Source organism: Deinococcus sp. HSC-46F16, assembly GCF_024171495.1.
Classification (GTDB): Bacteria; Deinococcota; Deinococci; order Deinococcales; family Deinococcaceae; genus Deinococcus.
Map to the genome: position 1 here is coordinate 480,699 of NZ_JALJZW010000001.1, position 24,889 is coordinate 505,587.

Genomic DNA, 24,889 nt, shown 5'->3' on the forward strand with positions numbered 1-24,889 from the left:
ATATGAGGACGCCGCGCCGTCAGACCGTGACCACCTGGGTGGGCCGCGTGCCCGTGGGAAGCCAGCACCCCATCGTCGTGCAGTCCATGACGAACACCGACACCGCCGACGCCGAGGCCACGGCCATGCAGGTCGCCCAGCTCGCCCGCGCCGGGTCCGAGATCGTGCGCGTGACCGTCAACACCCGTGAAGCCGCCGCCGCCATTCCCGAGATCGTGGAGCGGCTGCGTCTGATCGGGCTCGACGTGCCCCTCGTCGGGGACTTCCATTACAACGGGCATATCCTGCTGGCCGAGTTTCCCGAAACGGCCCGGCTGCTCGCCAAGTACCGCATCAACCCCGGCAACGTGGGCGCCGGGCAGCACCACGACGCCAACTTCGCCACGATGATCGAGGTGGCCAAACAGTACGGCAAGCCCGTCCGCATCGGCGTGAACTGGGGCAGCCTCGACCAGCAGGTGCTCGCCCGCCTGATGGACGAGAACGCAGCGGCGGGCAACCCCAAATCCACCACCGACGTGACCATTGACGCGATGGTGACCTCCGCGCTGGAGTCGGCCCGCTACGCCGAGCGGCTGGGGCTGCCCCACGACAAAATCATCATCTCGGTCAAGGTCAGCTCCGCCCCCGAGCTGTGGCAGGTTTACCGCCAGCTCGCGCCGCTGTGCGATTACCCGCTGCACCTCGGCCTGACCGAAGCGGGCATCGGCATGAAGGGCATGGTGGCGTCCAGTGTGGCCCTCGCGCCACTGCTGACCGAGGGCATCGGGGACACCATCCGCGTGTCGCTGACACCCGAGCCGGGTGCCCCGCGCAAGCTGGAGGTCGAGGTCGCCCAGCAGATTCTCCAGAGCCTAGGCCTGCGCCAGTTTCTCCCGCAGGTCACCTCCTGCCCCGGCTGCGGGCGCACGACTTCCACCTTTTTCCAGCACCTCGCCGGACAGATTCAGGACTACATCCGCGACTCCATGCCCGAGTGGAAGGTGAAATACCCCGGCGTGGAGGAGATGCAGGTCGCCGTGATGGGCTGCGTGGTCAACGGCCCCGGCGAGAGCAAGCACGCCCACATCGGCATCTCGCTGCCCGGCACCGGCGAAGACCCCCGCGCCCCCGTCTACCAGGACGGCAAGCTGCTGACCACCTTGAGGGGGCCGCGCATCGTGGAGGACTTTCAGGCGCTGCTCGACAAGTATGTGGAGGAGCGGTACGGGCGCCGTGAGGTGGGGGCGTGAACCTCTGGGGACCCGGTGCATTCGACAATGAAGTCGGCGCGGCGTTCGCGCAGGAAGTGGCACAAGACGGCGCCTTCGCCCTGGCCGAGGCCTTCGACGTGGCCCTCGACCCCGACACCGACTTCCTCGCCGCCGAGGAAGGCTGGCGCACCCTGGCCGCCGCCGAGGTGCTGGCCGCTGCGCTGACGGGCGACACCTCCCGCCTCACCGACGCGGGGCTGCGGGCCTGGGTCGCCGGAGCCGACACCGCCGAACTGGAGGGCCTGCGCGAGGTAGCCCACGCCGCCGTCTCGCGCGTCCTCGTCGGGGACAGCGAACTTCCCGACCTGTGGGCCGACGCCGGGGACGAGGCGGCGTGGCGGACCGAGGTAGAGCGGGTGCGGGGGGCGCTGGGCTGACGCTCAGGCGTTTAGCTTGACCTCCGCCACCCGTGCCAGCATCCGGAACATGCCGAAGAGGTGCAGCGCGTCCCCGCTCTCCCAGGCCACCGTCTCGGCGTCCACCCGCGTCACGCCGGGCACCCGCTCGCACTGATCGGCGCGGGCCTGATGGTCGAAGCGCAGTTCGGCATGGGCAGGCCAGCGGGTCGTGTACGGCGTGGCCCCCGCCGCCCCACGCACCGCCCGCTCGGCGGCTTCCCGGATGCGCTCGCGGGCCTCCTGCGGGTGGAGGTGGACGGCGGCAAAGGTGCTCAGCCCCTCCTTAACGGGCATGATGACCACCCCTTCGCCCAGTTCCGCCGTGATCTCGGCCAGTGCCACGTCATCCCCGGCAGCGAACACCACGGGCACCCCGTAATGTCCGGCGACGAGCGCGTTCAGGCCGTACTCGCCCGTGGAGCGGCCGTTGATCCGCACGTCCCGAAGAAAGCCGTTCCAGGTGTGCGCCAGCGGCCCGCGCACGCTGCCCGCCCGCGCGTGGTAGCCCACGAACAGGAGCGCCCCCACGCCCTCCTCCTGCACGCCCTGAACCATGCTCAGCGGCTTGTCGTTCCCGGTCGTGAAGCGCACGCCGCGCGGCAGCAACTCGGGCAGGAGGTTGCGCATCGTGTCGTGCGAGTCGTTGACCAGCACGCCCGTCGCGCCTGCGGCCAGTGCACCCTCGGCTGCCGCTGCCGCCTCCAGCGTCATCTGGGTACGGGCAGCCTGGTACTCGGCCCCGTTCACCAGGCCCCCAAACTCGGGCGGGCTGACCTGGACCCAGCTCGCCACCCCGCACACGCCCTCCATGTCCACGCTGATCACGACCTTCATGCCCGGCAGCGTAGCGTGCCCGGCGTCTCCAGCCCCGCTGCGGCGGTGTGCTAGTCTCATCCGTTATGAGCCGCGTCGCCCTGAAATCCGCCCGCGAGATCGAAGCCATGCGCCGCGCGGGGGCGCTCGTCGCCGAGACCTTCCGGGTGCTGGAGCCGCATGTGAAGCCCGGCGCGACCCTGGCCGACCTCGACCGCCTCGCGGAGGAGCACATCCGCAAGAACGGGGCCGCGCCCGCCTACCTGGGCTATGGCCCCAAGTCCAACCCCTTTCCCGGCACCATCTGCGCGTCCGTCAACGAGGTGATCTGTCACGGCATCCCCGGCCCGCGCGAGTTGCAGGAGGGGGACATCATCGGGGTGGACATCGGCGTGTACATGGACGGCGTGTATGGAGACGCCTGCTACACCTACACGGTGGGGCCGGTGCGCCCCGAGGTGCAGGCGCTGGTGGACACGACCCGCGAGTGCCTCGCCGCCGGGCTGGAGCAGGTGCGGCCGGGGGGACGCACGGGCGACATCGGCCACGCGATCCAGACCCTCGCCGAGTCGCGCGGGTTCGGGGTGGTCCGCGAGTACACCGGCCACGGCATCGGCAAGCGCCTGCATGAGGAACCCACCATCTATCACCACGGGGCGCGGTACACCGGCCTCAAGTTGCAGCCCGGCATGGTCTTCACGGTGGAGCCGATGATCAACCTCGGGCGCCCCGAGACGCGCCTGCTCTCCGACGGCTGGACGGTCATCACGGCCGACAAGTCACCCAGCGCCCAGTTCGAGCACACGGTGGTCGTGACGGCGAAGGGGCATGAGATTCTGACGCAGTGAGGGCAGGAGAAAGGGGGAGCCGCTGGCAATACCGCCGGGCTCCCCCTCTCTTGTGGATCTCAGCCCGCCGTCCCCAGCGCCCCGTCCAGCGCCGCGAGCATCTCGTCGACCTCGCCGTCCGTGATGCTCAGCGGCGGCCCCAGCAGCAGGTGGTCGCCGCGCGTGCCGTCCACAGCCCCCGTGCCCGGGTAGGTGATCAGCCCGCGCTCCCACGCCGCCGCCGCCACCCGTCCGGCGAGGCCCGGTGCCGTGCAAGCCTCGCCCGTCCGGGGATCACCCAGCACCACGCCCAGCAACAGGCCGTGCCCGCGCACCTCCAGCACGCTGGGATGACGGCCCTGGAGGTCGCGCAGGCCCGCCAGCAGCCGCTTCCCCTGCTCCCGCGCCCGCTCCGGCAGTGCCTCGCGCTCCACGATGTCCAGCACGCTGAGCCCCGCCGCCACGCTGACCGGGTGCCCGGCGTAGGTGAAGCCGTGCTGGAAGGCGCCCGACCCCTCCATCACCGTGCGGTAAGTCTCCGGCGAGGCGGCCAGTCCCGCCAGCGGCGCATATCCGGCCGCCAGTCCCTTGCCCAGCACCACGAGGTCCGGGGTCACGTCTCCCCCCAGCCGTACCGCCAGCGGTGAGCCGCAGCGGCCCATGCCGCTCATGACCTCATCGGCGATGAAGAGGACGCCGTGCTCCCGGCAAATCTCCGCGATGCGGGCGTGATAGCCCGGATTCGGGGCCAGCGCGGCATCCGATGCGCCCACGACGGGCTCGCAGATAAAGGCGGCGACACTCGAAGGCCCCGCCTCCTCCAGCACCGCCCGCAGCCGCTCGGCGTCGTCCTCGCCGGAGAGGGTAGGGTCAGGCTTGGGCATCTTGGGCCACGCGGCCTCGTTCATCAGGGGGGCGTACATCGCCCGACGTGCCCCCATCCCCGACGCCGCGAGCGCTCCCAGCGAGGCGCCGTGGTAGCTCGGCACCCGCGTGATGACCTTGTACCGCTCCGGCTCGCCGCGCTCGACGTGGTACTGCCGCGCCAGCTTGATCGCGCTCTCGTTCGCCTCCGAGCCGCCCGAGACGGCCCAGAAGCGGAAGCCCGGCAGCCCCAGGAAGGCCGTCAGCCGCGCCGCGTACTCCTCCAGCACGTCCGAGGTGAACTGCGAGCCGTGGACGAAGGGCAGCGTGCGGGCCTGCCGCGCCATCGCCTCGGCGACCTCCGGGCGCCCGTGCCCGATATTCGCCACCAGCGCTCCCGACGAGCCGTCGAGCCAGCGCCGCCCGCCCGCGTCGTAGAGGTACACCCCCTCTCCCCGCACGGCGGTCGGATAGGGCTTGCGCGAACGGTAGAAGACGCTGGAGTCGGTCACGGGGAGGGGCACCTTTCGGGGTTCAGGAGTCGAAGTGGGAAGGGAGGGCCAGCCACGCGGGGAGGGGCGGTGACCCCTCCACCTCCAGCGCCCGCAGAATCAGGCGGCACGCCGCGCGGTGCGGGCCGAGGTCGGGAAAGGGCAACGTCTGGGCATAGGCGGTCCGGAAAGCCCGCGCGCCCGCCGCGTCCAGCAACACCTCCCACAGGCAGAGGTCGAGTTCAGGCGGCGCGAAGGCCGATGCCTCCACGTCCACCAGGGCGAAGGGCTGCCCCTCCCGCCACACGAACTGCGAGCCGTTCCAGTCGAGCAGCATCGGGACGGCGCGGGTGGGGGAGGGAGCGTCTCGGAACGCGGCCTCCACGTCCGGCCAGTGGCCTGCCCACGCCTCCGGCCCGAAGTGCGCCGCCAGCTCATGCACCACCTCCAGCGCCCGTGGGTAGAAGTCGGCCAGGGAATGCGGCGGCTGACCCGTCACCGGGCCGAAGCCGTCCGCTGCCCGGGCATGGATCCGCGCCACCCGCCGTCCCAGTTCCGCCGCGTCCGCTTCCCGCAAGTCACGCGGCGGCTCACCCGGAACGAAGGCCACCCGCAGCGCCGCAGCGCCCCGGAAGTCCGTGAGGCCCAGAACCTCGGGCACCGTCCAGGCCCCCAGCCCCTGCCAGAAGCGGTAGGTGTCGGCGGTGGCGTGCAGGTTGCGCGGGTCCACCCCGAACAATCGCCAGAGGCCCAGCATGAACGCGCTCACGTCCGGCGAGGTCCACCACGAGCGCCGCAGGATGACCGGCCCATCCGCCGAGTCCACCCGCCACACGTGCGAGGCGCGGCTGGAGTCGCCCGCATTCAGCTCGGTGGCGGCGAGATCGGCGTCTACCACGTGTCCCCCCCCCCCGGAGGCGGCCACGCCCCCAACGCCTGCCGCACGGTGACCACCTGCCCGAAGTGGTGGGCCGTGTGCAGAGCGAAGTCGGCCAGCAGCTCCCCGATGGTTTCGTCGTGGTTGACCGGGTTGGCGAGGTCCGGGCGGGCGGTGTGGGTGTCCACCCGCGCGAGCAGCTCGTAGAACTCGGCTTTCACGCGCGGCCAGTCCTGCGGGGTCACGGTGGGCCAGGTGTCGGCGGCGTGGGCGGGGTAGGGGAGGCTCTCTCCCATCTCGATGATGTCGAGCATCCAGCGGTTCCACCAGTTCACGTGGGCCACCAGCTCGGCCACCGAATGCGGCAGCCCGTCCGGGCGGCGGGCAGCGGCGTCGGCGTCCAGGCCGCTCAGCGCCGCCTCCACGCCCACAAAGGCCTGCCCGCCCCGGAACAGCTTGGGCAGCAGCCGGGCGAAGGCGAGCTGGGCACGCTCGTTGCGGTCGGGTTGGGGGTCGGTCATGGCGTCAGTCTCGCAGAAGGGGAGGCGGGGTAGCCTGCTCCGGATGAAGGACGAACCTCGGGTCAAGACGGCGGGGGAACTGGGCGTGAGTGTCCAGAGCCTGCCCGACGTCTTCCACCTGATCGGCGCTGCCTGGGGCCTGGACGGGCTGATCCTCACCGCAGCGGACCTCGGCCCGGAGTTCTTCCAGCTTCGCAGCGGGCTGGCGGGCGAACTCTTCCAGAAGCTCACCAACTATGGCCTCCGCACGGCGCTGATCCTGCCGGACTTCGCCGCCCACGGCGAACGCTTCGCCGAACTCGCCCACGAACACGCCGCCCACCCCCTGATTCGTTTCGTTCGCACCGAGGCCGAAGCGCGGGCATGGCTCGGGGCCAGCGCCGCGCCCTAGCCTCAGTACTTCTGCGCCACCGTCTTCGTCTGCACGAACCAGAACAGGTAGTCCGGCCCGCCCACCTTCGCGTTCGTGCCGCTCATGCCGTAGCCGCCGAAGGCGTGGGTGCCGCTCAAGGCCCCCGTGCACTTGCGGTTCACGTAGAGGTTCCCGACGTGGATGCGCCGCCGCGCTTCCTCGATCTTGCGCGGGTCGCGGCTGTAGAAGGCGGCGGTCAGGCCGTACTCGGAGTCGTTCGCCAGCGCGATGGCGTGCTCCCAGTCGCGGGCCTTGGTGAAGCTCAGGACCGGGCCGAAGATCTCCTCCTGAAAGAGGGGGTCTTTCGGGTCCACGTCCGCAAAGATGGTGGGCTGGACATAACCGCCCTCGGCCTCGCCCGCGTCCGCCCGCTCGCCGCCCAGCACCAGCCGGGCGCTCTGCTTGCCCCGTGCAACGTACTCCATGATCCGCTCGGCGCTCCCCGCGTGGATGACTGGGCCAATCGCCCCGTTCTCTTCCGGCGAGCCGACCTTCAGCTCCCCCGCGAGCCGCACGACCTTTTCCAGCAGCTCGTCGTATACGCTCTCTTCCGCGATCACGCGCGAGCAGGCTGAGCACTTCTGCCCGGCGTATCCGAAGGCCGACTGCACGATGCCCAGTGCCGCCGCGTCGATGTCGCCGTCGGCGCACACCACCGTGGGGTCCTTGCCGCCCATCTCCGCGATCACGCGCTTGAGCCAGCGCTGCCCTGGCCCCACGCGGGCGGCCCGCTCGTAGATGCGGCAGCCGATCTCCTTGGAACCGGTAAAGGCGATCATGCGGACATCCTTGTGGTCCACCAGGGGGTCACCCAGCACCTCGTCCGTGCCGGTCAGGAACTGGATCACGTTCCGGGGCAATCCCGCCTCGTACAGCAGCTCGACCAGCAGCAGGCTCGACAGCGGCGTCTCGGAGGCGGGCTTCCAGATCACGGTGTTGCCCGCCGCGATGGCGCCCAGGCTCATGCCCAGCGGAATCGCCGCCGGAAAGTTCCAGGGGCTGATGGTCACGACCACGCCCAGCGGTTCATACACGGTCGTGACGTGCTCGTCGGGCATCGGGTAGACGGGCTTGCCCTGCGCCCACTTCAGCGTTTCGCGGGCGAAGACCTCAAAGTGGTCCACGCACTCGGCCACCTCACCGTCGGCCTCGGCCCAGTTCTTGCCGTTTTCCAGGCCCATCACCGCGTTGAATTCCATCCGCCGCGCCCGCAGCAGCTCCGCCGCCCGCTTGAAGATGGTGGCCCGCTGGAGGGGATCGGAAAAGCGCCAGTCCTCAAACGCCTCTACAGCGCAGCGAATCGCCTCCTCGCGCTGCTCGGGGGTCGCCTTCGGAAAGCGCCACACCACCTCGCGGGTGTCGGCGGGGTTGCGGACCTCGAAGGTGCCGTCGGCCTCCACCGCCCGCCCGCCGATGTAGAGCGGGAAGCCCTGACCGACGTACTTCTCCCGCACCGCGCGGTACGCTGCCCGCTGCCGCTCCGCCACCTCCGGCTGACCGAAGGCGAAATACGGCTCGTGTTCAAAGGGGAGGAAGCCCTCCAGTAGCGTGTTCGTCATGGTCCTGCCTCCTTGGGTATGAAGGCGAGCCTAACACGCTCTCTGAAAGGGCACAAACCCGCTGTCAGTCGGCAAAAAAGGACTTAGAAGTCACTCCTGGCGGCGACTTCTGAGACCCGCTGACCTGGCAAGTGAAAGGTGGTGACCCTCACCAAAAGGGCAGGACCCCAGGCTGCCCCGGAGTCCTGCGTGGTCAGTTGGGAAAGGTCAGGCGGGCTGCTGCCGGGCCGCCTTCGCCTCGTCCGCGAGCTGGCGGCGCAGCACCTTGCCCACCGCCGTCTTGGGCAGTTCGGCGCGGAACTCCACGCTGCGGGGCGCCTTGTACGCGCTGAGTTCGCGGCGGCAGTGGGCGATGATGTCGGCCTCGGTCGCCTCCTGCCCCGGCTTGAGCACCACGACCGCATGCACGCTCTCGCCCCGGTATTCATCGGGCACGCCCACGGCGGCGGCTTCCAGCACGGCGGGGTGGGCGGTCAGCACTTCCTCGACCTCGCGCGGGTAGATGTTAAACCCCCCGGCGATAATCAGGTCCTTCTTGCGGTCCACGATGCGGAAGTACCCGTCGTCGTCCATCACCGCCATGTCGCCCGTCAGCAGCCAGGTCTGGCCCTGCCACTCGCGCAGCACCTTCTCGGTCTCGTCGGGGCGGCCATAGTACCCCTTCATGACCATCGGGCCGGACACCCACAGCTCGCCCACCTCGCCGGTCGGCACGGCCTGGCCATCCTCGCCCATGACCACGGCGTCCACGCCGGGGAAGGGCAGGCCGATGCTGCCCTCGCGCTGGTCGCCGAAAATCGGGTTGGTGTGCGTGATGGGGCTGGCCTCGGTCAGGCCGTAGCCCTCCACCAGATTGGCGCCCCCGGTGATCTGCCGGAACTGCCGCGCGGTTTCCAGCAGCAGCGGGGCCGACCCGCTGATGCACGCGCGGATGCTGGTCAGGTCGTGCTTGGGGGTGTCGGGGTGGTGGTTGATCGCGTTGTACAGGGTCGGCACGCCGGGAAAGAGGGTCGCCCCGCTCGCGCCGATCTGAGAGAGCACCATCTTGATGTCCCGCGCATTGGGCACCAGCACGATGGTCGCCCCGATCAAGAGGCTGAGGTTCATCGCCACCGTCATCCCGTAGACGTGGAAGAAGGGAATGGCCGCCAGCGTGACCTCATGCCCGTCTTTCAGGTCGGTCATCCATGCGCGGGCCTGTTCGGCGTTCGCCACGAGGTTGTGGTGGGTCAGCATCGCGCCCTTGGGCACGCCGGTCGTGCCGCCCGTGTACTGGAGGAGGGCCACGTCGTCGGGGCGCAGGGTGACGGCCTCCGGGGTGCCCTCCTGCCGCACGAGCTGGGGCAGCGAGTACACCGACCCCCCGGCCTTCACGTTCACCCACGTCCCCTCGCGGCGGGCCTTGAGCGGGTAGAGCACGTTTTTCGGAAAGGGCAGCGCGTCCTGAATCCCGGTCACGATCACCCGCTGCACCGGGACCGTCCCGGCAATCTGTTCGTAGCGCGGGTAAAAGGCGTCCAGCAGGATCAGCGTTTCACTGCCGCTGTCCTGAAGCTGGTGCTGCAGCTCGTGCGGGGTGTAGAGCGGGCTGGTGTTGACCACCGTGGCCCCGGCGAGCAGCGCCCCGTAAAAGCCCACCACGAACTGCGGGCAGTTGGGCAGCATCAGGCTGACGCGCTCGCCGGGCTGAATCCCGATTCTCTGGAGCGCCGCCGCAAAGGCCGTGACCTGTCCCCACAGCGCCCGGTAGGTCGTCTTCGCCCCCAGGAAGGTCAGGGCGGTGCGCTCCGGGTAGGCCTGCGCCGCGCGGCGCAACAGGTCAGGCAGGGTGTCGTTGGTCGGCGTGAACTCGTGCGGCACACCTTCTTCGTAATGGGACAGCCAGGGTCTGTGCATGGGGGTCATTCACGCTCCTCGCGCTCCCGCTGGGCCGCACCCGCCGCCTCAGCGTGGCGGCGGGCGGGGTGGGGGCGACTTGACATTGAACTGAGTATAAGCACACCCCGCTCCCCCCGCGCCTCCCCCGGGGGCCGTGCCACACTGGCCCGCATGACGGCCTCCCACCGCAGCTACCTTCAGGAAGCCCTGGCCCTGGCGCGTGAGGCGCAGGCTGCGGGCAGCTCGCCCGTCGGCGCCGTGCTGGTCAATGCCGAGGGCGACATCATCGGCCGGGGCCGCAACCGCGTCGGCGAGGCCCAGACGCCCGAGCATGTGGGGGCCGCCAGCGTGGCGCACGCCGAGATGGACCTCTTTTTCGCGGCGGGAAAGCTGAGGGACCCCGAGACGCTGACCCTCTACACCAGCCTGGAACCCTGCCTGATGTGCGGCGGCGCCTCCGCCCTGCTGGGGGTCGGCCGGGTCGTGTGGGCCACCGACGACCCCTGGGGCGGCTCGGGCCGGTTGATCAAGTGGAGCGACCACCCCGCCATGCAGGAGACCCAGGTGCTGCCCTGCCCCGACCCCGAACTGGAGGCCGAGGGCGCCCGCCTCTTCGCGCCCGAGGCCAAACGCGCCTTTCCGGACGAGGGCTGGGCGCTGTGGCGCGAGCGTTACCCCGCTGAAACGGCGGGGGTGGAATGACCCTGCTCGTGGTCGGCAGCGTGAATGCCGACCTGACCGTGCAGGCGCCCCACATCCCTGCCCCCGGCGAGACGGTCCTGGGCGGCGACGTGCGCGTCTCGCCCGGCGGCAAGGGTGCAAATCAGGCGGTCGCGGCGGCGCTGGCCGGAGCGCGGGTGACCCTGTGCGGAGCGGTCGGCGCCGACTCCTTCCGCGAGGCGGCCCTGCGCGGCCTGACGCGGGCGGGCGTGGACCTCGGCGGGCTGCACACGCTGGACGCGCCCACGGGCCTCGCCCTGATCACGGTGGCCCAGGGCGGCGAGAACGCGATCACGGTGGCGAGCGGCGCCAATGCGCGGATGACGCCTGGGCATCTGCCCGCCGACCTCCCCCCCTTCACCCACCTGCTTCTGCAAGGCGAGCTGCCCGCCGGGGTGACCCGCGAGGCGGCGCGGCGGGCGCACGCGGCGGGATTGACCGTGCTCCTCAACGCGGCTCCCGTGCAGGCGCCCGATCCTGAACTGCTTGCCCACGTCACGCACCTGCTGGTCAACGAAACCGAACTCGCCGCCCTCGCCCCCAGTGGGGGAGAGGTGGAGGCCCAGGCCCGCGCCCTGCTGGCGACCGGACCGCAGGCCATCACCGTGACCCTGGGAGCGCGGGGCAGCCTGACGGTGACCGGAACGGAGGCGTATGCCCTTCCCGCTCTCCCCGTCACCCCCGTGGACACCACCGGGGCAGGGGACACCTTTGCGGGCGTGCTGGCCGCCGGGCTGGTCGCGGGGCTGCCCCTCCCGGAAGCGCTGCGGGCGGCGGGCGCAGCCGCTTCCCTGGCCTGCACCCGCCCCGGAGCGCAGGACGCGATGCCCACCCGCGAGGAGATTCAGGCGAACTTGCGGTGAGTCGGGGACGGGGGGCGAGCGAAGCGAGGAGCAAAAGACCGGCTGGCGGCGGTGGAAGAACCTCCGGTGCTTTCCCGGAGGTTCTGAAATCAGAGCCACTCGGTCTTCGGCGGCCCTCCAGCGCTAGGCTGAGCGCACGATGCTCCGCTACCGCACCTTTACCGAGGCCGATTTCGAGGCCCTCGCCCAGCTCGACCTCACCGCCCAGCACATGGCCGATCCCGCTTTCGACACTCTGCCGGAGCGCGAGCGCACGGGCCGCCTGAGCACCAGCCTCGCCGCCCTGAAGTTCTACGAGCGCAGCGAACATTCCTTCGTCGCGCAGGGGGAGGGGACAGGCCTCGCGGGGGCCGTCCTCGCCCAGCATGTCTGGCAGGGGGACCGGCCCATCGTCCTGGTGCGGTCGCTGCTGCTGGCGCCCGACGCGCCGGGGGAAGCGGCGGCGGGCCTGCTCCACGCCGTCGTCAAGAGTGCGTACGACAGCGCGGTGTACGAGGTCCACTTCCCGGTGACGCCCGCGCTGGAGGGAGCCGCCCAGCAGGAGGAAGCGCACCTCGTCGGGGGCTACGGCGTCTGTCACCTCGGCACCCGCGCGGTCACCGCGCCGGGCACCCGATTGGCCAGGGCGGATGGGGGCGCGGCATAATGGCTGCCATGACAGGCAAGCCCACCCGTGTGCTGCTCGGCGTGCGCGGCATGACCCGCGACGCGGGCGAGCGCGTCGCCCAGCACCTCCGTTCCCTTCCCGGTGTCGCCCAGGCCACCCCCGACGAGGGCCAGATCGAAGTCCACTACGACCCCTCCCAGCACACCGTGATGGACCTCGTGCGGGCCGTGCGCTCGCAGGGGTTCCTGGCCGGGATGCTCTGAAGGCCCGTGGCCCTCGGCTACGTCGGCGTCCTCACCGTCCGGGTGGAGATGCCCTGGGTCGGCAACCTCAAGGAAAAACGAGCCCTGGTGCGCCCGGTCGTCGAGCGCCTCAAGGCCCGCTACCCCCTGACGGTGGCCCGCCTCGACGGTCTCGACGCCCACGACTGGGAGGTGATCGGGGTCGCCACCCTCAGCAACGATTACGGCTGGGTCGAAGAAACCCTGCGAATGGCCGCTGACTTCATCGCCCGCGAGGGCGAGTACCGGGTCGCCTGGGAAGAGACCGAGATCACCGTGCTGGGCGGTGAGAACGGGGAAGAGGAGTAAGGCGGAGGCTGGAAGAGGCTCCTCACCCCGCTGCTTCGCCGCACCCTTCTCCCCAGGGAGAGGGGTCTTTTCTCCCACCCAACAACCAGAACGCCGGGCTTCCCCCTCTGGGTGCCCGGCGTTTCCGCCACGTCGCCTCAGCGCTTCGCCTGATCCCCCAGCGCCGACTTCAGCGCGTCGAAGGCCTCGGGGCGCTCCAGCACGCGCCAGTTCAGCACGCTCTCGCCGCTGAAGTCGGCGACCTGCCCCGCCGCGCAGTCGTAGCGGGCGTTCTGCTTGCGAATGACCGGCCACACGACCGCCGCCGCCCGCCCGGCGATGTCGCGCAGGGGCACTGGCCCGAACAGGCGCGAGTCCTCGCTGCCGCCCGCCGTGCGGTTGTCGCCCATCACGAAATAGTGGCCGTCAGGCACCGTGATCTCTGCCTGGTCGGGCACGATGCCGCCGATGCTGGAGGTCGCGCCATTCGCCAGCGGGCTCCCGGTGTCCCAGCAGCCCTGCTCGCGCCAGTAGTCGGTGGTCCAGCTCTGGTCGAGCCGCGTGCCGTTGACGAAGACCTCGCCATCTTCGATGCGGATTCGGTCACCGGGCAGGCCGATCAGCCGCTTGATCAGGAAGGGCCGGTAGGTCCACAGCCCGAAGGGGCCGGGGCGGGTGAGGTTGGGGGCACGCTCGGCGGCCTCGCGCGGGGGCTTGAAGATCAGGATGTCGCCCCGGCTGAAGTTGCCCACGCCCGCCTTGTGCAGCCACGTCTCGTACTTCGGCACGAAGACCCGCTCGCGGTCGCGCAGGTTGGGCATCATGCTCACGCCGTCCACGCCCACCAGCGTCGCCAGAAACTGGGTGATCACCACCGCGAAGACGATGGGTTCCAGCACTTCCTTCCACAGTTTGCCCAGCAGACCGCTCCCGGCCCCTTTCAGTCTTGTCATGCGGCTCCTTTAATCCGCCGCGCAGGATAGCAGGGTGCGGTCAGCTTCCCGCCCCCGTCACCCGTCCCCCACCAGCGCCCGCACCCGCGAGAGTTCGGCCCGCGCCGCCGCCTCGCCCGCTTCTATGGCCTCGGCCCCCCGGCGAAAGGACGGCAGGTCGATGTCCCCGAGGTCCGGCCGCAGCAGCACGTCGGGGCGGTAGAGGCTCAGGCGGGCGTCGGTGAGCTGCGCCTGCATGATGTCCACCGCCCGCCGCAGCGAGCGCACCGTCCCCAGATGGGCCTCCGAGCGCCAGCGCCGCCGACGCCCAGGCAGTTCCAGCGGCTCGGGTACCGTCACGTCCACGGCCACGACCCGCTGCACGCCCAGAAAAAACGCCGCGTCCACCGGCACCTGGTTCAGAATCCCACCGTCGGCCAGCAGCATGTCGCCGTACGGCACGGGGTCGATGGCTCCCGGATAGGCCGTGGTCGCCCGCAGCGCCGCGTACAGGTCGCCGCCCCGCAGGTACACCATGCGCCCAGTCAGCACGTCCGTCGCGGTGACGGCCAGCGGGCGCTCCAGCGCCTCGAAGGTGGGCGGGAGGTATTCGGCCAGCCACGCCTCGAACGCGGAGGCCCGCAGCAGCCCCCTCCCCAGCCGCCAGTCGAGCAGCCGCCGCCACGACACCGTTTCCGAGATGCGCTGCAACTCGTCCGCACTTGTCCCCGCCGCGATAAAGGCCGCGACCAGCCCTCCCATCGAGGTCCCCGCCAGCACCTGCGGCGGCAGCCTGGCTTCCTCCAGCACGCGCCACACGCCGACATGCGCCAGCCCACGTGCGCCCCCGCCCCCCAAGACCAGTCCATACCCCGGCATGGGGGGAGTGTAGGGGGCAGCCCTCCCGGCCGTGGGTGCGGGTGCGGTACCGTGGGGCCAGGATGCCGCTGGCGGGACAGGTCGTGGGAGAGGGGGTGCGCCTCGTGCGGCCCCTGGGGCGCGGTTCGCACAGCGTGGTGTATTTCGCCGTGGATGCCGAGGGTCAACCCCGCGCGGTCAAGATTTTCGAGCCGCACTTCGCTTCTCACGCGGAGCGCGAGCTGGCGTGCGGAGCAGGCCTCGACCACCCCCGGCTGGTGCGGGTGCTGGCCCCCGTGACTGTCGAGGGCCGCCCCGGCCTGCTCCTGACCTATGCCCGTGGGCAGGTGCTGTTTACCCGCTACGCCCACCGCCCCGCGCTCACCTGTGATCGCCGCGCCTACCTGCTCACGCTGGCCCACCTGCTGGGCGCCCTGGGGCATCTGCACGGGCGCGGCGTGGTCCACCGCGACGTGAAGCCGGAGAACATCATCGCGGAGCCGGGCGGCAGCGCGACCCTGGTGGATTTCGACCTCTCGGGTCCGGCGGGGGAGACCTTCGCCGCTCCCACCCGCATGGGCACCGCCGCCTTTCAGAGTCCGGAGTCGCGCCGGGGCGAACCTCTGGGGCCGGAAAGCGACCTCTACGGGGTGGGCATCCTGCTGGGCTGGGGGCTGCACGGGGCCTTGGGTCCCCAGGGCGTGCCCCCGCCCCCCGCCGCCGACCCCCTCGACCCCCTGCTCGCCGCCCTCACCGACCCCGACCGCTCCCGCCGCTTGGGCGACGCGGCCGAGGCGCGGGAGTGGCTGCTGCGGCTGGCGGGGCTGCCGTACTAGCCCTTACCTCTCCCAGACCCACCCGCCCGGCGCCGCCGCCACCCCCAGCGCCCGCGGCCCGGTATGCACATTCAGCACCGGGTTGACTCCCGCAAAGCCCGACCACACGACCGGGTGCCGCTGCGAGATGGCCGCCAGCAGCGCGTCGGCGTCCTCGCGCACCGAGCCGTACAGCAGGCCGAGCCGCAGCGGGGTGCCCTCGCCGTGACGGGCGGTGACCTGCGCGGCGACAGCCTCAATAGCCCCCTTGTACGACCGCGCCCGGCCCACGTTGGTGTAGATTGCGGCCTCCTTGTCCACCGTGATGACGGGCTTGAGGTTCAGCAGCCCTCCCAGCGTGGCCTGCACGCGACCGATGCGCCCGCCCCGGCGCAGGTACTCCAGCGTCTCGATGGTGAAGTACAGCTCGGTTTCCTCGTGCGTGTGCCGCACCCAGTCCAGGGCCGTCTCCAGCGACTCGCCCCGCTCGGCGGCCGTCGCGGCGGCGTGCACCTGAAAGGCCTGCGCCGCGCTGAGGGTCCGGGTGTCGTGAATGGTGACGGGCACGTCCGGCACCAGTGCGAGCGCCTGCTCGGCGGCGTTGCGGCTGCCCGACAGCCCCGCGCTGATGGTGAGGGCCAGCACCGGGAGACCGCCCGCCCCCGCCGCCCGGTAGCCTGAGGCCCAGTCCTGCGGCGTGGGCTGGCTGGAGGTCGGGTGCGTGGGGTTGGTCTGAAGCTCCCGGAACAGCCACTCCCGCGTGATCTCGCCCATGCGGTAGCTCTGGTCCCCGAAATTCAGGCTAAAGGGGGCGACAGGGACGGCATTCCTCAGGTCCGCGAAGGCGTCGAGGCCGCCATCGGTCACCACGGCAAACTTGGGAGTCTGGGTCATCGGATCTCCTGGTCGTTCATCTGCTCGATCAGTCTCAGAGCGGCGGTGTGGTCCTCCCCGGCGCCCACCACCGTCGCGGCGGCGCGGAACAGGGCTTCGGTCTGCATCAGCACGGGCGCACTCGCCCCCGCCGCCCGCACCACGTCGGCGGCGATGCCCGCGTCCTTGGCGAGCAGCCCCAGCCCGAAAGTCACCGGAAACTCGCGCGTCAGCACCCGCTGACCGATCAGGTTCTCGGAGGCGTTGGAGCGGCCACTGCTCGCGTTGATGACCTCCAGCGCTCCTTCCACGTCCACCCCGGCCCGCGCCAGCGCCGCCAGTCCCTCGCCCGCCGCCCACAGGTTGACCGCCAGCAGCGCGTTGTTCACGGCTTTCACCGCGAAGCCCGCCCCGGTGCCGCCCACATGGACCACCTTGCCCGCGAAGGCGAGGTCGGGCCGGACCCGGTCCAGCACGTCCGCCTCCCCGCCCACCATCACAGTGAGGGTGCCCGCCTGTGCCCCGGCAGTGCCGCCGCTGACGGGCGCGTCGAGGAAAGCGACGGCCCGCTCGGCCAGCCACGCCGATTGCCGCCGCGCCGCCTCCGGGTGCCCGCTCGTGCAGTCCACCCAGACGGTGCCAGGGCGCAGGTCGGCTTCCAGCTCGGCCAGCACCTCGTCCACCTCACGGCTGGTGGGCAGGCACGAAAAGATCACGTCGGCCCGCGCCGCACCGGAGAGGTGCGCCGCCTCGCTGCCGTGCTCGCGGGCGTGCGCGTCGGCTTTCGCGCCCGTGCGGTTCCACACCAGGGCGCGTCCCCCGGTGTCGCGGGCCTGCCGCGCGAGGTGGGCGGCCATCGGCGCTCCCATCGCGCCCAGACCCAGAAATGCGGTTGTTCGGCTCATCGTTTCAGGCTACGGGGTCGGCACCGGGAGGCCAGGATTCCTGAACCGGGTCCAGAAAGTGGGTGCAGCTCAGGTTGCCTGGACACGCCCGCCTTCATGAAGCCGTTCTTGAGTGCCCCCTCATGGCGTTTGACCGCCCAAACCGGGTACGGTGGTCCATGCAAGCCGCCGAGCCGGTCAAAATCGAGCGCCACGACCTGCGGACCCGCGAGCACCACACCAACACCGGGGTGCGGCCAGTCGGCGTCTACCGTGAGCACGCCCACGGCCTCTTTGTGGCGCGGGAGTTTGTCGCCCACCCGCGCATCCGGCACTGGCAGGCGCACCTTCTCCCCGACCTGGGGCTGGTCGTGTGCCGCTACGACTTCCACGGTCTCCGCGAGCACGACTACTACCTCGACATCGCCACCGTGACCCGCGAGGGCGAGGTCTGGAGTGTGCACGACCACTACCTCGACCTGCTCGTCCATGACGGGATCGCCGCCGAGATCGTGGACACCGACGAGCTGCTGGCCGCCCACCGCGCCGGGTACATCAGCGCCGAAACGTGCCTGAGCGCCGTGACCGCCGCGCACGGGGTGCTGTCCGGTCTCGCCCGCGCCCGCTACGACCTGCACGCCTGGCTGGGCACGCGGGGGGTGGCGCTGGAGTGGCTGCCCGACTCCGTTCCCGCGTAGGGGCAGTGGGGCGGTAGCCTGCCCCATGCCTGCCGACCCCGCTGCCCAGGCCCGTCTGGAAGCCGCCCTGCCCGCCGCCCTCGCCCGCATCGCGGCCACGCCCGGCGTCTACGCCGCCCTATGGTGCGGGAGCGCCGCGCGGGGAGAGGCCGACGAGCACAGCGACCTCGACGTCCACGCGCTGGTGGAAGGCGACCACCGCTGGCGGGGCAGCTTTGTGGTGGACGGCGTGCCCGTGGAGGTCTTCCACAACCCGGTCCGTAAGGTCCGCGCGATGTTCGCCGCGCCCGACCACGCGACCGTCGCCATGTTCGCGCAGGGCCGCGCCGCCTTGCCCCACCCCGACCTCACCGCGCTGGTGGAGGAAGCGCGGGCCATCCATGCGGCAGGCCCGACCCCCCGACCGCCCACACCTGCCGAGCGGCACATGTGGGTGGACGAGGTGGTGGAGGCCCGCAGCCTGATGGGAGACGACCTGCACGCCCTGATCGCCCTGAATGCGGCTGGACGGCTGATGGGTGCCCTCTACGCGGCGCGGGGCTGGTGGGAGGTCAAGCCTCGTGCCTGGCTGCGCGACCTTGAACGGCACGCGGCGCCCGAGGCCGCCCTCCTGCGCCGCGTCCTGACGGCCTCCACATCCACCGAGCGGCAGGCTGCCTTGGAGGCCCTGGCCCTGGCCGTGCTGCCGGGTGGGCTGGCCTATGCCGAGAGCGCCACCGACCCCCAGCGCGTGCCCTGACCTTCAGGAAATGGGCAGTTCGGTCCGCGTGCCCGGCTCCAACGCGAGCAGCCGCCGCAACGGTTCTTCCCCATGCTTGAGCAGGTAGGTCAGGAAGTTCATCTCACGTTCCTGGGGCACGCCGCCCGGCAGCAGATGGCGCCTGAGCCGGGTGAGCTGCCGTGTCCGGTCGTCCTCCTGCCGGGCGAGGGCGCTCACGGCGAGACGCTGGAGGTGCCCCATCCGCGCGGTCGTGCGCGTGCGGGTCCGCTCGGCCGCGCCGACCAGCGTGGGGTCGAGGGCGCCCAGTTCATCCGCCAGTGCTCGCAACTCGGCGTCCAGCTTCGCGAGCCGCTCTGCCGAGGCCGCTGCTGCCCCCCGCTCCCGCGCCAGCGCCCGCCCCAGCACGCCCTCCGGGTCGGCCTGCACCTCGGCGGCCGTCGCGCCCAGCCGCGTGAGCAGCCGCGCCACATTCGGCTCCAGCCATGTCACGCTCAGCCGGGGCCACAGCAGGGGCTGCTTCAGGCCGTGCAGCTCGTACACCCCGCCGAGTTGCGCTCCATACGCGATCTCGCCCGGCCCCACCACGAAGGCGAGGGTGGGCAGCAGCGCGTCTTGCACGACCGGGCGCAGCCCCGCCGCCGGGGTCAGCCGCGAGGGGTCGGCGGCGAGGAGGTCGAGCAGGGCCTCCCGGCTGTATTCCTGCGTCTCCGTGCTGAAGCGTCGTCCGTCAAACCTCAGCAGACGCCGCCCGCCGTCTTCCTCCTCCAGAAAGAGGTTGGTCGCCCCCGCCGGACGGCGAAGCTGCGGCTCGAAGCCCGCCGCGATCAACTGCTCGGCGGCGGCCTCGATGCGGGCGGGTCCGTCAAGGGGCCGCTCCAGTTCGTGGGCCAGGGTCGGGGCCATCCGCCGCGCCAGCGCCGGATGCAGCGGGTCGAGCACCAGCACGCCCGCCGGGGCGAGGAGGCTGTGAATCAGCCGGGCAAACACATCCGCCCACGAGCCGCCGCCCGTCACCGCCCGCGCGACCCGTGCCCGCACCGCCTCGCGGTATTCCGGAGCGGTGTCAAAGCGGTCAAGGAGCCCCTCCACCTCTGCCGTCCACTCTTCCCGCCAGCGCACCCGCCCCACGGGCACGCCCTCCGGCATGTCGAGGGTCAGCCGGTGCAACTCCTCCGCGTGGTCGAGCAGCGTCGTGGAGGCAACCTCCGCCGCGTCGTGGTCCTGGCTGGCGACCCAGTACACGGCGACCACCGGGGCGTCCTCACGGTGCAGGCGCCGGGCCAGCAGCGCGGCGTCGGCGCCCTTGTGGACGCTGTAGGCCGGACCCGTCAGCAGCCCCGCCTGCTGCCCGGTCACGACCACGCGTGAGGCGGGGTGCGCCAGCCGTTCCAACCACTCCTCGGCCTGGGCATCCAGTGTCCCCAGATCGCGGTGATACTCGCGCAGCGCCGCCGCCAGCGCCGCCCGGTCCACCTCCGGCCGGAGTTCCGAGGCCGCCCGGTCCAGATCGCCCAGCCCCAGGCGGAAGAAAGCGGGCAACTCGCCCGCCCGGTACGCCGCTGCGATGGTCTTGGTCACGTTCACTGCTTTGGATTCTACAGTGGCGCTCAGGAAGGGCGCTCGCGCAGCGGCTCGCGGGCCGCCGCCTGCAAGCCCGCGCGGTCGGTCAGGATGATCCGGCGGTAGCCCAGGTCCAGCAGCCCCCGCGCCCGGAAGTCCCCCAGCAGCTTGGTGATCGTCTCGCGGGTGCTGCCCACCACATGGGCGAGGTCCTGATGCGAGACGCGCTCGCGCAGGGCCAGCGGGCCGCCCTCCGGCCAGGGGCCTTCGCGCTCGGCCAGGGTCAGCAGGGCCTGCGCGAGGCGCTGCGAAACCTCCATGAAGACCAGCCCGGCGAGCCGTTCCTGCACGCTGCGGGTCTGCCGGGTCACCTGCTCGGTGAGGGCCACCCCCACCGCCGGGTGCGCGGCCGTCAGGCGGTTCAGCGTCTCGCGGCCCAGCAGCAGGGCCTCGGTGTCGTCCATCGCCTCGGCGTACATGCCGTAGCTGGCGCCGTCCAGCAGTGCCCCGGTCCCCAGCAGGTCGCCCGGCCCATGCACGTCCAGCGTGACCTCCCGCGCTCCGGCCCCCAGGCGGTAGAGCCGCACGCTGCCCCGCGTGAGCACGAACAGCGTCTCGGCCGCGTCCTCGGGATGAAAAAGGAGGCCCCCCCGTGCCCAGCGGCCGGGTCTGGCCGCCGCCACCACCTGTGCCTGCGTCTCCTGCGGCAGCGCTCCGAACGGCCCCGACATCATGCCCGACAGTGTGCCACATCCGCCCTGGGGCGCGGCCCTCACCTCCGGCGTCCGCCTCCTCCCGTGTTACACTCCCTCCCACGCATGACCGCCTCCCTGCCTCCCTCGCCCCTTCCCGGCGGGACCCGCCTCACGCTGTTCGACCTGCCGCTCGACGTGGTGACGCTGGAGCAGGCCCTCGACCTGCTGGGCGAGTGGATGTTCCGCGCCCCCCGCGCCCCGCACACCGTGGTCACCCTGAACCCCGAGTTCATCGTGCAGTCGCGCACCCAGCCCGAGTTCGTGGCGGCGATGCAGGCCGCCGACCTCGTGACCGCCGACGGGGTCGGCATCGTGTGGGCCGCCCGGCAAGTGCGTGGGCAGGAGGTGCCCCGCGCCCCCGGCTACGACCTCGTGCGCGGGCTGATGGAGCGGCACGGCCCCGAGTTGCGCGTCTTTTTCCTGGGGGCCAAGCCCGGCGTGGCCGAGCAGGCGGCCCAGAACGCGGCCCGTGATTTTGGCGTACAGGTCGCGGGCGTCCACCACGGCTACTTCGACTCCTCCGAGGACGGGCGGGTGGCCGATCTGGTGGGGGCGTCGGGAGCGCACCTTGTCCTCACGGCGATGGGCGCGGGCCGTCAGGAAATCTTCAACCAGTACTGGCGGCAGGTGCTGGGTGCCCCGGTCTTGATCGGCTGCGGCGGCGTCATCGACGTGCTGGCCGGAACCGCCGACCTCGCCCCCGCGTGGACGCGCAAACTGGGGGTCGAGTTCATCTGGCGGGTGGGCCTGGACCGCCGCCGCTGGCACCGGGTGCCCCGGCTGGCACAGTTCGTGCGGCTCGTGCTCGCCGAGCGGCGTCAGCGCTAGGGGACGCTCAGCCCGACCCCTTGAGACCCAGGTTCCCCGTGAAGGTTCCCTCCCAGGCGTTCAACACCCGGCCCCCGCGCACCAGCAGCACGGTGGGGTAGGCGCCCACCCGCAGCCGACGCGCAAACGCCGTCGCCTCCGCCCCGCGCCACACGTTGACTCCGGCCGGGGCGGGGGCGGCAATCTCCTCCGCGTTCACCGCCCGCACCGGCAGCCCGGCGGCCAGCACCGCCCCCCACAGCGCCCCGAGGTCGCCGCAGTCGTGCGAGTAGATCACCACGATCTCGCGTTCGGCGGCCGTCCAGGGGTGGGCGGGCAGCGGCTCGCCCAGCCGCACCCGCGCGTCGGCGGGGGTGCCCAGGGCCAGCAGCAGGGTCAGCAAGGGCGCTCGCTTCATCCCCGGCATGATGCCCGCCCGCCGCCCCGCCGCGCATGACAGCCGCGTGAGGCCCCCAGTCCGCAGGGGAAACCGGGGGCCACGGGCCGAAAGGTCAGTTCGTGTTGGAAGCAGGCTTGCTCTCGCCCGACCCCGGCACCACCGGCGCCGTGTCGGGCGTGCGGATCGCCTTGACCGCCTGTGGGTCGGGCTTCTCGTCACTCAGCGGAGCGGGGGAGGGGTCCGGCGCGTAGCCGGGCAGGTCGGTGATGGCGACCCGGCGCGGCACCACCCGCTCGGGCGGGGTGAACTCGGTTGCCATGCGGCCCGTCGTGCGGTCCACGTTGATGACCGTGGTGCGCGGGTCGGGGGTGCTCGGCGTCCAGCCGATCTCGCGGTAGACGACCGGGGGCGGCGCGTCCTCCTCGATGGCGGTGGTGGCCGCGTTCTTGAAACTCGGATCGAGGACGGCCAGCTTCACATTCGGCAGGTAGCCGGGGTCGGGGGCGTCCACGTACTGAATGCCCGGCGGCTGCACGAAGGCGGTCGGCGTGCGGCCCGCGTGCGAGATCTCCATCATCCGCTTCCAGATCGGAATGCCCACCACGCCCGAGTAGTAGTAGTCGGGGTTGGCCCCGCCCTGCTGTTTGCCGACCCACACGGCCCCGGTGTACAGGGGCGTGGTCCCCACGAACCACAGGTCCTTCACGAAGTTACTCGTGCCCGTCTTGCCCGCGACTGGCCACTCGCCGAACTTGGCTCCCTGCGCCAGCCCGCCCTGCGCGGGGGTCAGGTCGTTGACCACCCCCCGGATCATGTCCAGCCCCAGGAAGGCGACCTGCGGGGTCCAGACCCGCTTGGGCTTGGTGACCTCGTTCGCCACGTCGTACAGCACCTCGCCCCGCGCCGTCGTCACCCGCGTGACATACCGGGGCGGGCGGTACAGGCCGCCGTTGACGAAGGGCGCGTAGGCCGCCGCCATCTTGACCGGCGTAGTCTCGATGGCCCCCAGCGCCGCCGCCAGCCCGGTGCCGTCGTTGGTTTGCAACCCCAGCTCATTGAGCTTGCCGAAGAAGGTCTGCAGGCCGATGCGGTCGGCCAGCCGCACGGTCACGAGGTTCAGCGAGCGGTCGAGCGCCTCGCGGATCGTCATGTTGCGGTAGCTCACGGCCCCGGCGAAGTTCTGCGGTTCGTACACGCCCCCCTTGCAGGTGTCGCAGGGGAAGGAGACGGGCTTGTCCTCCTCGCGGTGGTCCTGCCGCAGTCCGGTCGAGAGGGCCGTCGTGTACAGCAGCGGCTTGATGGTCGAGCCGATCTGCCGCTGTCCCTGCGCGGCGTTGTTCCAGTCCTCGGGCGGCGCATTGCCGCGCAGCTTCTGGCCCACCATGCCCAGCACCTCGCCGCTGTACGGCTCGACGACCACCGCGCCCAGCGTGGCCCCCGGCGGCAGCCCGGTCGCCTCGCGGCTGGCCGTCTCCACGGCGTTTTGCACCTTGGGGTCCAGGGTGGTGTAGACCCGCAGCCCGCCGGACCCGTACACCTTCTCGCGCCCGAAGCGGGCCAGCAGGTCCTGCTCGACCTGCTGCACGAAGTGCGGCGCCCGCGTGCTCGTCACCGCCTTGAGTTCCTTGGCGGTGCGGTCGACGAGCTGGGCACTCTTCACGTCCCCGTTCGCGTCGTAGCGAATCTGCCACCCGCGCGGCTGAAGGTCTTCCTTCCACGCCGCGTCCGCCTGCGCCCGGGTCACCCAGCCGTCCTCCACCATGCGGTCAAGCAGCACCCGCATCAGCGGGCGCACCGTGTCGTAGCTGAAGTAGCGGTTGGGGCTGGGCACCAGGATGGTGAGGTACGCGCTCTGGGCGAGGCTGAGCTCCTTGGGCGTCTTGCCGAAATAGGCCTGCGCCGCCGAGTAGATGCCGTACAGCTCGACCGGGCCGCCGTCGCCCCAGTAGATCGCGTTGAGGTAATTGCGCAGAATCTCCTCTTTGGTAAAGGCCCGCTCGACCTGCACGCTCAGCAGCCACTCCTTGATCTTGCGGTCGGGCGTACGGGCAGCCTTGTACTCGTCGTACAGCAGCGTGTTCTTGATGAGCTGGTTGGTCAGGGTCGAGCCGCCCTGCAGGTCCTCGCCCTGCGCCAGCCGCTGAAACTGCCGCGCGATGCCGAAGGGGTCGAGGCCGTAGTGCTCGAAGAATCGGCGGTCCTCGTTGGAGATCAGTGCGGCCGTCATGAAGGGGCTGACCTCGTCGAGCCGGACCAGCGTGCGGCTGATCGCCTGCTCCCCGATTTTGGGAATCAGGGTGCCCAGCGGGGCGCCGTCGCGTGCAAAGACGCGCGTCTCGGCCCCCAGGCTGAGGTTGTCGAGTTCGCGGTAGTCGGGCAGTTCGGTCGTCCACTTGGTGACGTAGGTGGCGGCCACCCCGGCGGCGGCCACCCCGCCCGCCAGCAGCAGCGACGAGGTGAGTTTCAGGAACCTCAGGAACAAGGGCAGTCCTCCTTGGGGAGCGGGCAGGGGCGGCTCACGCCCGCCGCGCCTCGATCAGTTGCTTCACGCGGCTGCGCAGATTCTTGCCGCTCAGGGGCTTGTACACCAGGTCGTCGGCCCCCACCAGCCGCGCCTGGTCGCGGGTCCGGTCGTCGTCCAGTGCCGTCAGCAGCAGCACGGGGGCACCCTTCAATCTCCGCACCTGCTTGACCCGCGAGCAGACCTCGAAGCCGTCCATCTGGGGCATGGTCACGTCCAGCAGCAGCGCGTCGGGCGTGTGGTCGCGCAGGTAGTCCAGCGCCGCCCGGCCGTCCGGCACCGCCACGATCTCGTGCCCGTCCGCCGACAGAATGACCTCCAGCATGGTCCGGATCGCCGGTTCGTCGTCCGCGACGAGGATGGTGTACGCCATGCCCGCCATGATAGGGGCTGGCCCTGCCCTCCGCGCAGGC

Annotated in this window: 28 protein-coding genes; 13 read left to right on the plus strand and 15 right to left on the minus strand. The window is 71.3% G+C overall.

Going from position 1 to position 24,889, the window contains the following annotated elements:
- Positions 1-2 precede the first annotated feature (2 nt).
- On the plus strand, positions 3-1,232 hold the full coding sequence (gene ispG / locus L1280_RS02485; RefSeq protein ID WP_253580443.1) for a flavodoxin-dependent (E)-4-hydroxy-3-methylbut-2-enyl-diphosphate synthase: 1,230 nt from the start codon (positions 3-5) through the stop codon (positions 1,230-1,232).
- Entirely contained in the window at positions 1,229-1,630 is a 402-nt protein-coding gene (locus L1280_RS02490) for a DUF4259 domain-containing protein (RefSeq protein WP_253580444.1), read from the plus strand. The genes ispG and L1280_RS02490 overlap by 4 nt, the downstream gene beginning before the upstream one ends.
- A 3-nt stretch (positions 1,631-1,633) precedes the next feature.
- On the opposite strand, the gene L1280_RS02495 is transcribed toward L1280_RS02490, so the two are convergent.
- Positions 1,634-2,485: a M55 family metallopeptidase gene (locus L1280_RS02495; RefSeq protein ID WP_253580445.1), complete on the minus strand. Its 852-nt coding sequence runs from the start codon at positions 2,483-2,485 to the stop codon at positions 1,634-1,636.
- Between the two features lie 65 nt (positions 2,486-2,550).
- On the opposite strand from L1280_RS02495, the gene map reads away from it, so the two are divergent.
- On the plus strand, positions 2,551-3,312 hold the full coding sequence (gene map, locus L1280_RS02500; protein WP_253580446.1) for a type I methionyl aminopeptidase: 762 nt from the start codon (positions 2,551-2,553) through the stop codon (positions 3,310-3,312).
- Between the two features lie 59 nt (positions 3,313-3,371).
- Here the strand turns inward: map and L1280_RS02505 are convergent, their stop codons facing one another.
- The 3 genes from L1280_RS02505 to L1280_RS02515 are packed head-to-tail and all read right to left on the minus strand — an operon-like array spanning position 3,372 to position 6,044.
- Positions 3,372-4,667: an aminotransferase class III-fold pyridoxal phosphate-dependent enzyme gene (locus L1280_RS02505; protein ID WP_253580447.1), complete on the minus strand. Its 1,296-nt coding sequence runs from the start codon at positions 4,665-4,667 to the stop codon at positions 3,372-3,374.
- Between the two features lie 22 nt (positions 4,668-4,689).
- Positions 4,690-5,544 carry a hypothetical protein gene (locus L1280_RS02510; RefSeq protein WP_253580448.1) on the minus strand — a complete coding sequence of 285 codons (855 nt, stop codon included), beginning with the start codon at positions 5,542-5,544 and terminating at the stop codon, positions 4,690-4,692.
- Positions 5,538-6,044: a DinB family protein gene (locus L1280_RS02515; protein ID WP_253580449.1), complete on the minus strand. Its 507-nt coding sequence runs from the start codon at positions 6,042-6,044 to the stop codon at positions 5,538-5,540. The genes L1280_RS02510 and L1280_RS02515 overlap by 7 nt, the downstream gene beginning before the upstream one ends.
- Before the next feature lie 43 nt (positions 6,045-6,087).
- On the opposite strand from L1280_RS02515, the gene L1280_RS02520 reads away from it, so the two are divergent.
- Positions 6,088-6,435, plus strand: coding sequence for a DUF4180 domain-containing protein (locus L1280_RS02520; protein ID WP_253580450.1), 348 nt, complete (start codon positions 6,088-6,090; stop codon positions 6,433-6,435).
- 2 nt (positions 6,436-6,437) lie between these two features.
- Here L1280_RS02520 and L1280_RS02525 read toward each other — a convergent pair whose 3' ends face one another.
- Together L1280_RS02525 and L1280_RS02530 are read right to left on the minus strand one after the other, a co-directional pair.
- Entirely contained in the window at positions 6,438-8,015 is a 1,578-nt protein-coding gene (locus L1280_RS02525) for an L-glutamate gamma-semialdehyde dehydrogenase (protein ID WP_253580451.1), read from the minus strand.
- A gap of 207 nt (positions 8,016-8,222) precedes the next feature.
- Positions 8,223-9,911, minus strand: a complete 1,689-nt coding sequence (locus L1280_RS02530) for a long-chain fatty acid--CoA ligase (RefSeq protein WP_253581068.1) — start codon at positions 9,909-9,911, stop codon at positions 8,223-8,225.
- Positions 9,912-10,064: 153 nt separating this feature from the next.
- Here L1280_RS02530 and L1280_RS02535 point away from each other — a divergent pair, with 153 nt between their 5' ends.
- The 5 genes from L1280_RS02535 to L1280_RS02555 all read left to right on the plus strand — a co-directional run bounded on the left by L1280_RS02535 (position 10,065) and on the right by L1280_RS02555 (position 12,673).
- Complete coding sequence (locus L1280_RS02535) at positions 10,065-10,595, plus strand: nucleoside deaminase (RefSeq protein WP_253580452.1); 531 nt, start codon at positions 10,065-10,067, stop codon at positions 10,593-10,595.
- The gene (locus L1280_RS02540) at positions 10,592-11,476 is read left to right on the plus strand and encodes a ribokinase (RefSeq protein ID WP_253580453.1); all 885 of its coding nucleotides are present in this window, start codon (positions 10,592-10,594) and stop codon (positions 11,474-11,476) included. The genes L1280_RS02535 and L1280_RS02540 overlap by 4 nt, the downstream gene beginning before the upstream one ends.
- 139 nt (positions 11,477-11,615) lie before the next feature.
- Positions 11,616-12,122, plus strand: a complete 507-nt coding sequence (locus L1280_RS02545) for a DUF1999 domain-containing protein (protein ID WP_253580454.1) — start codon at positions 11,616-11,618, stop codon at positions 12,120-12,122.
- Positions 12,122-12,346: a heavy-metal-associated domain-containing protein gene (locus L1280_RS02550; RefSeq protein ID WP_253580456.1), complete on the plus strand. Its 225-nt coding sequence runs from the start codon at positions 12,122-12,124 to the stop codon at positions 12,344-12,346. The genes L1280_RS02545 and L1280_RS02550 overlap by 1 nt, the downstream gene beginning before the upstream one ends.
- Positions 12,347-12,352: 6 nt before the next feature.
- Positions 12,353-12,673, plus strand: a complete 321-nt coding sequence (locus L1280_RS02555) for a DUF503 family protein (RefSeq protein WP_253580457.1) — start codon at positions 12,353-12,355, stop codon at positions 12,671-12,673.
- Between the two features lie 137 nt (positions 12,674-12,810).
- Here the strand turns inward: L1280_RS02555 and lepB are convergent, their stop codons facing one another.
- Together lepB and L1280_RS02565 are read right to left on the minus strand one after the other, a co-directional pair.
- On the minus strand, positions 12,811-13,605 hold the full coding sequence (gene lepB, locus L1280_RS02560; RefSeq protein WP_253580458.1) for a signal peptidase I: 795 nt from the start codon (positions 13,603-13,605) through the stop codon (positions 12,811-12,813).
- Positions 13,606-13,662: 57 nt separating this feature from the next.
- Positions 13,663-14,463 (minus strand): patatin-like phospholipase family protein, encoded by an 801-nt coding sequence (locus L1280_RS02565; protein ID WP_253580459.1) that lies wholly within the window; start codon positions 14,461-14,463, stop codon positions 13,663-13,665.
- Positions 14,464-14,525: 62 nt separating this feature from the next.
- Here L1280_RS02565 and L1280_RS02570 point away from each other — a divergent pair, with 62 nt between their 5' ends.
- On the plus strand, positions 14,526-15,278 hold the full coding sequence (locus L1280_RS02570; RefSeq protein ID WP_253580460.1) for a serine/threonine-protein kinase: 753 nt from the start codon (positions 14,526-14,528) through the stop codon (positions 15,276-15,278).
- A 3-nt stretch (positions 15,279-15,281) separates the two neighbouring features.
- On the opposite strand, the gene L1280_RS02575 is transcribed toward L1280_RS02570, so the two are convergent.
- Together L1280_RS02575 and L1280_RS02580 are read right to left on the minus strand one after the other, a co-directional pair.
- Entirely contained in the window at positions 15,282-16,151 is an 870-nt protein-coding gene (locus tag L1280_RS02575) for a DegV family protein (RefSeq protein ID WP_253580461.1), read from the minus strand.
- Entirely contained in the window at positions 16,148-17,035 is an 888-nt protein-coding gene (locus tag L1280_RS02580; RefSeq protein WP_253580462.1) for an NAD(P)-dependent oxidoreductase, read from the minus strand. Before L1280_RS02580 ends, L1280_RS02575 begins: the two co-directional genes overlap by 4 nt.
- A gap of 158 nt (positions 17,036-17,193) precedes the next feature.
- Here L1280_RS02580 and L1280_RS02585 point away from each other — a divergent pair, with 158 nt between their 5' ends.
- Together L1280_RS02585 and L1280_RS02590 are read left to right on the plus strand one after the other, a co-directional pair.
- Positions 17,194-17,712 (plus strand): DUF402 domain-containing protein, encoded by a 519-nt coding sequence (locus L1280_RS02585; RefSeq protein ID WP_253580463.1) that lies wholly within the window; start codon positions 17,194-17,196, stop codon positions 17,710-17,712.
- 25 nt (positions 17,713-17,737) lie between these two features.
- Positions 17,738-18,451: a nucleotidyltransferase domain-containing protein gene (locus tag L1280_RS02590; protein ID WP_253580464.1), complete on the plus strand. Its 714-nt coding sequence runs from the start codon at positions 17,738-17,740 to the stop codon at positions 18,449-18,451.
- 3 nt (positions 18,452-18,454) lie between these two features.
- Here L1280_RS02590 and bshC read toward each other — a convergent pair whose 3' ends face one another.
- Positions 18,455-20,011, minus strand: a complete 1,557-nt coding sequence (gene bshC / locus L1280_RS02595; RefSeq protein WP_253581069.1) for a bacillithiol biosynthesis cysteine-adding enzyme BshC — start codon at positions 20,009-20,011, stop codon at positions 18,455-18,457.
- Positions 20,012-20,040: 29 nt separating this feature from the next.
- Entirely contained in the window at positions 20,041-20,727 is a 687-nt protein-coding gene (locus L1280_RS02600; protein ID WP_253580465.1) for a Crp/Fnr family transcriptional regulator, read from the minus strand.
- 84 nt (positions 20,728-20,811) lie between these two features.
- On the opposite strand from L1280_RS02600, the gene L1280_RS02605 reads away from it, so the two are divergent.
- The gene (locus L1280_RS02605; protein ID WP_253580466.1) at positions 20,812-21,576 is read left to right on the plus strand and encodes a WecB/TagA/CpsF family glycosyltransferase; all 765 of its coding nucleotides are present in this window, start codon (positions 20,812-20,814) and stop codon (positions 21,574-21,576) included.
- 7 nt (positions 21,577-21,583) lie between these two features.
- Here L1280_RS02605 and L1280_RS02610 read toward each other — a convergent pair whose 3' ends face one another.
- The 3 genes from L1280_RS02610 to L1280_RS02620 all read right to left on the minus strand — a co-directional run bounded on the left by L1280_RS02610 (position 21,584) and on the right by L1280_RS02620 (position 24,858).
- On the minus strand, positions 21,584-21,982 hold the full coding sequence (locus L1280_RS02610) for a penicillin-binding protein (protein WP_253580468.1): 399 nt from the start codon (positions 21,980-21,982) through the stop codon (positions 21,584-21,586).
- A gap of 85 nt (positions 21,983-22,067) precedes the next feature.
- Positions 22,068-24,443 carry a transglycosylase domain-containing protein gene (locus L1280_RS02615; RefSeq protein ID WP_253581070.1) on the minus strand — a complete coding sequence of 792 codons (2,376 nt, stop codon included), beginning with the start codon at positions 24,441-24,443 and terminating at the stop codon, positions 22,068-22,070.
- Positions 24,444-24,471: 28 nt separating this feature from the next.
- Positions 24,472-24,858 carry a PleD family two-component system response regulator gene (locus L1280_RS02620; protein ID WP_253580470.1) on the minus strand — a complete coding sequence of 129 codons (387 nt, stop codon included), beginning with the start codon at positions 24,856-24,858 and terminating at the stop codon, positions 24,472-24,474.
- Between the last annotated feature and the right edge of the window lie 31 nt (positions 24,859-24,889).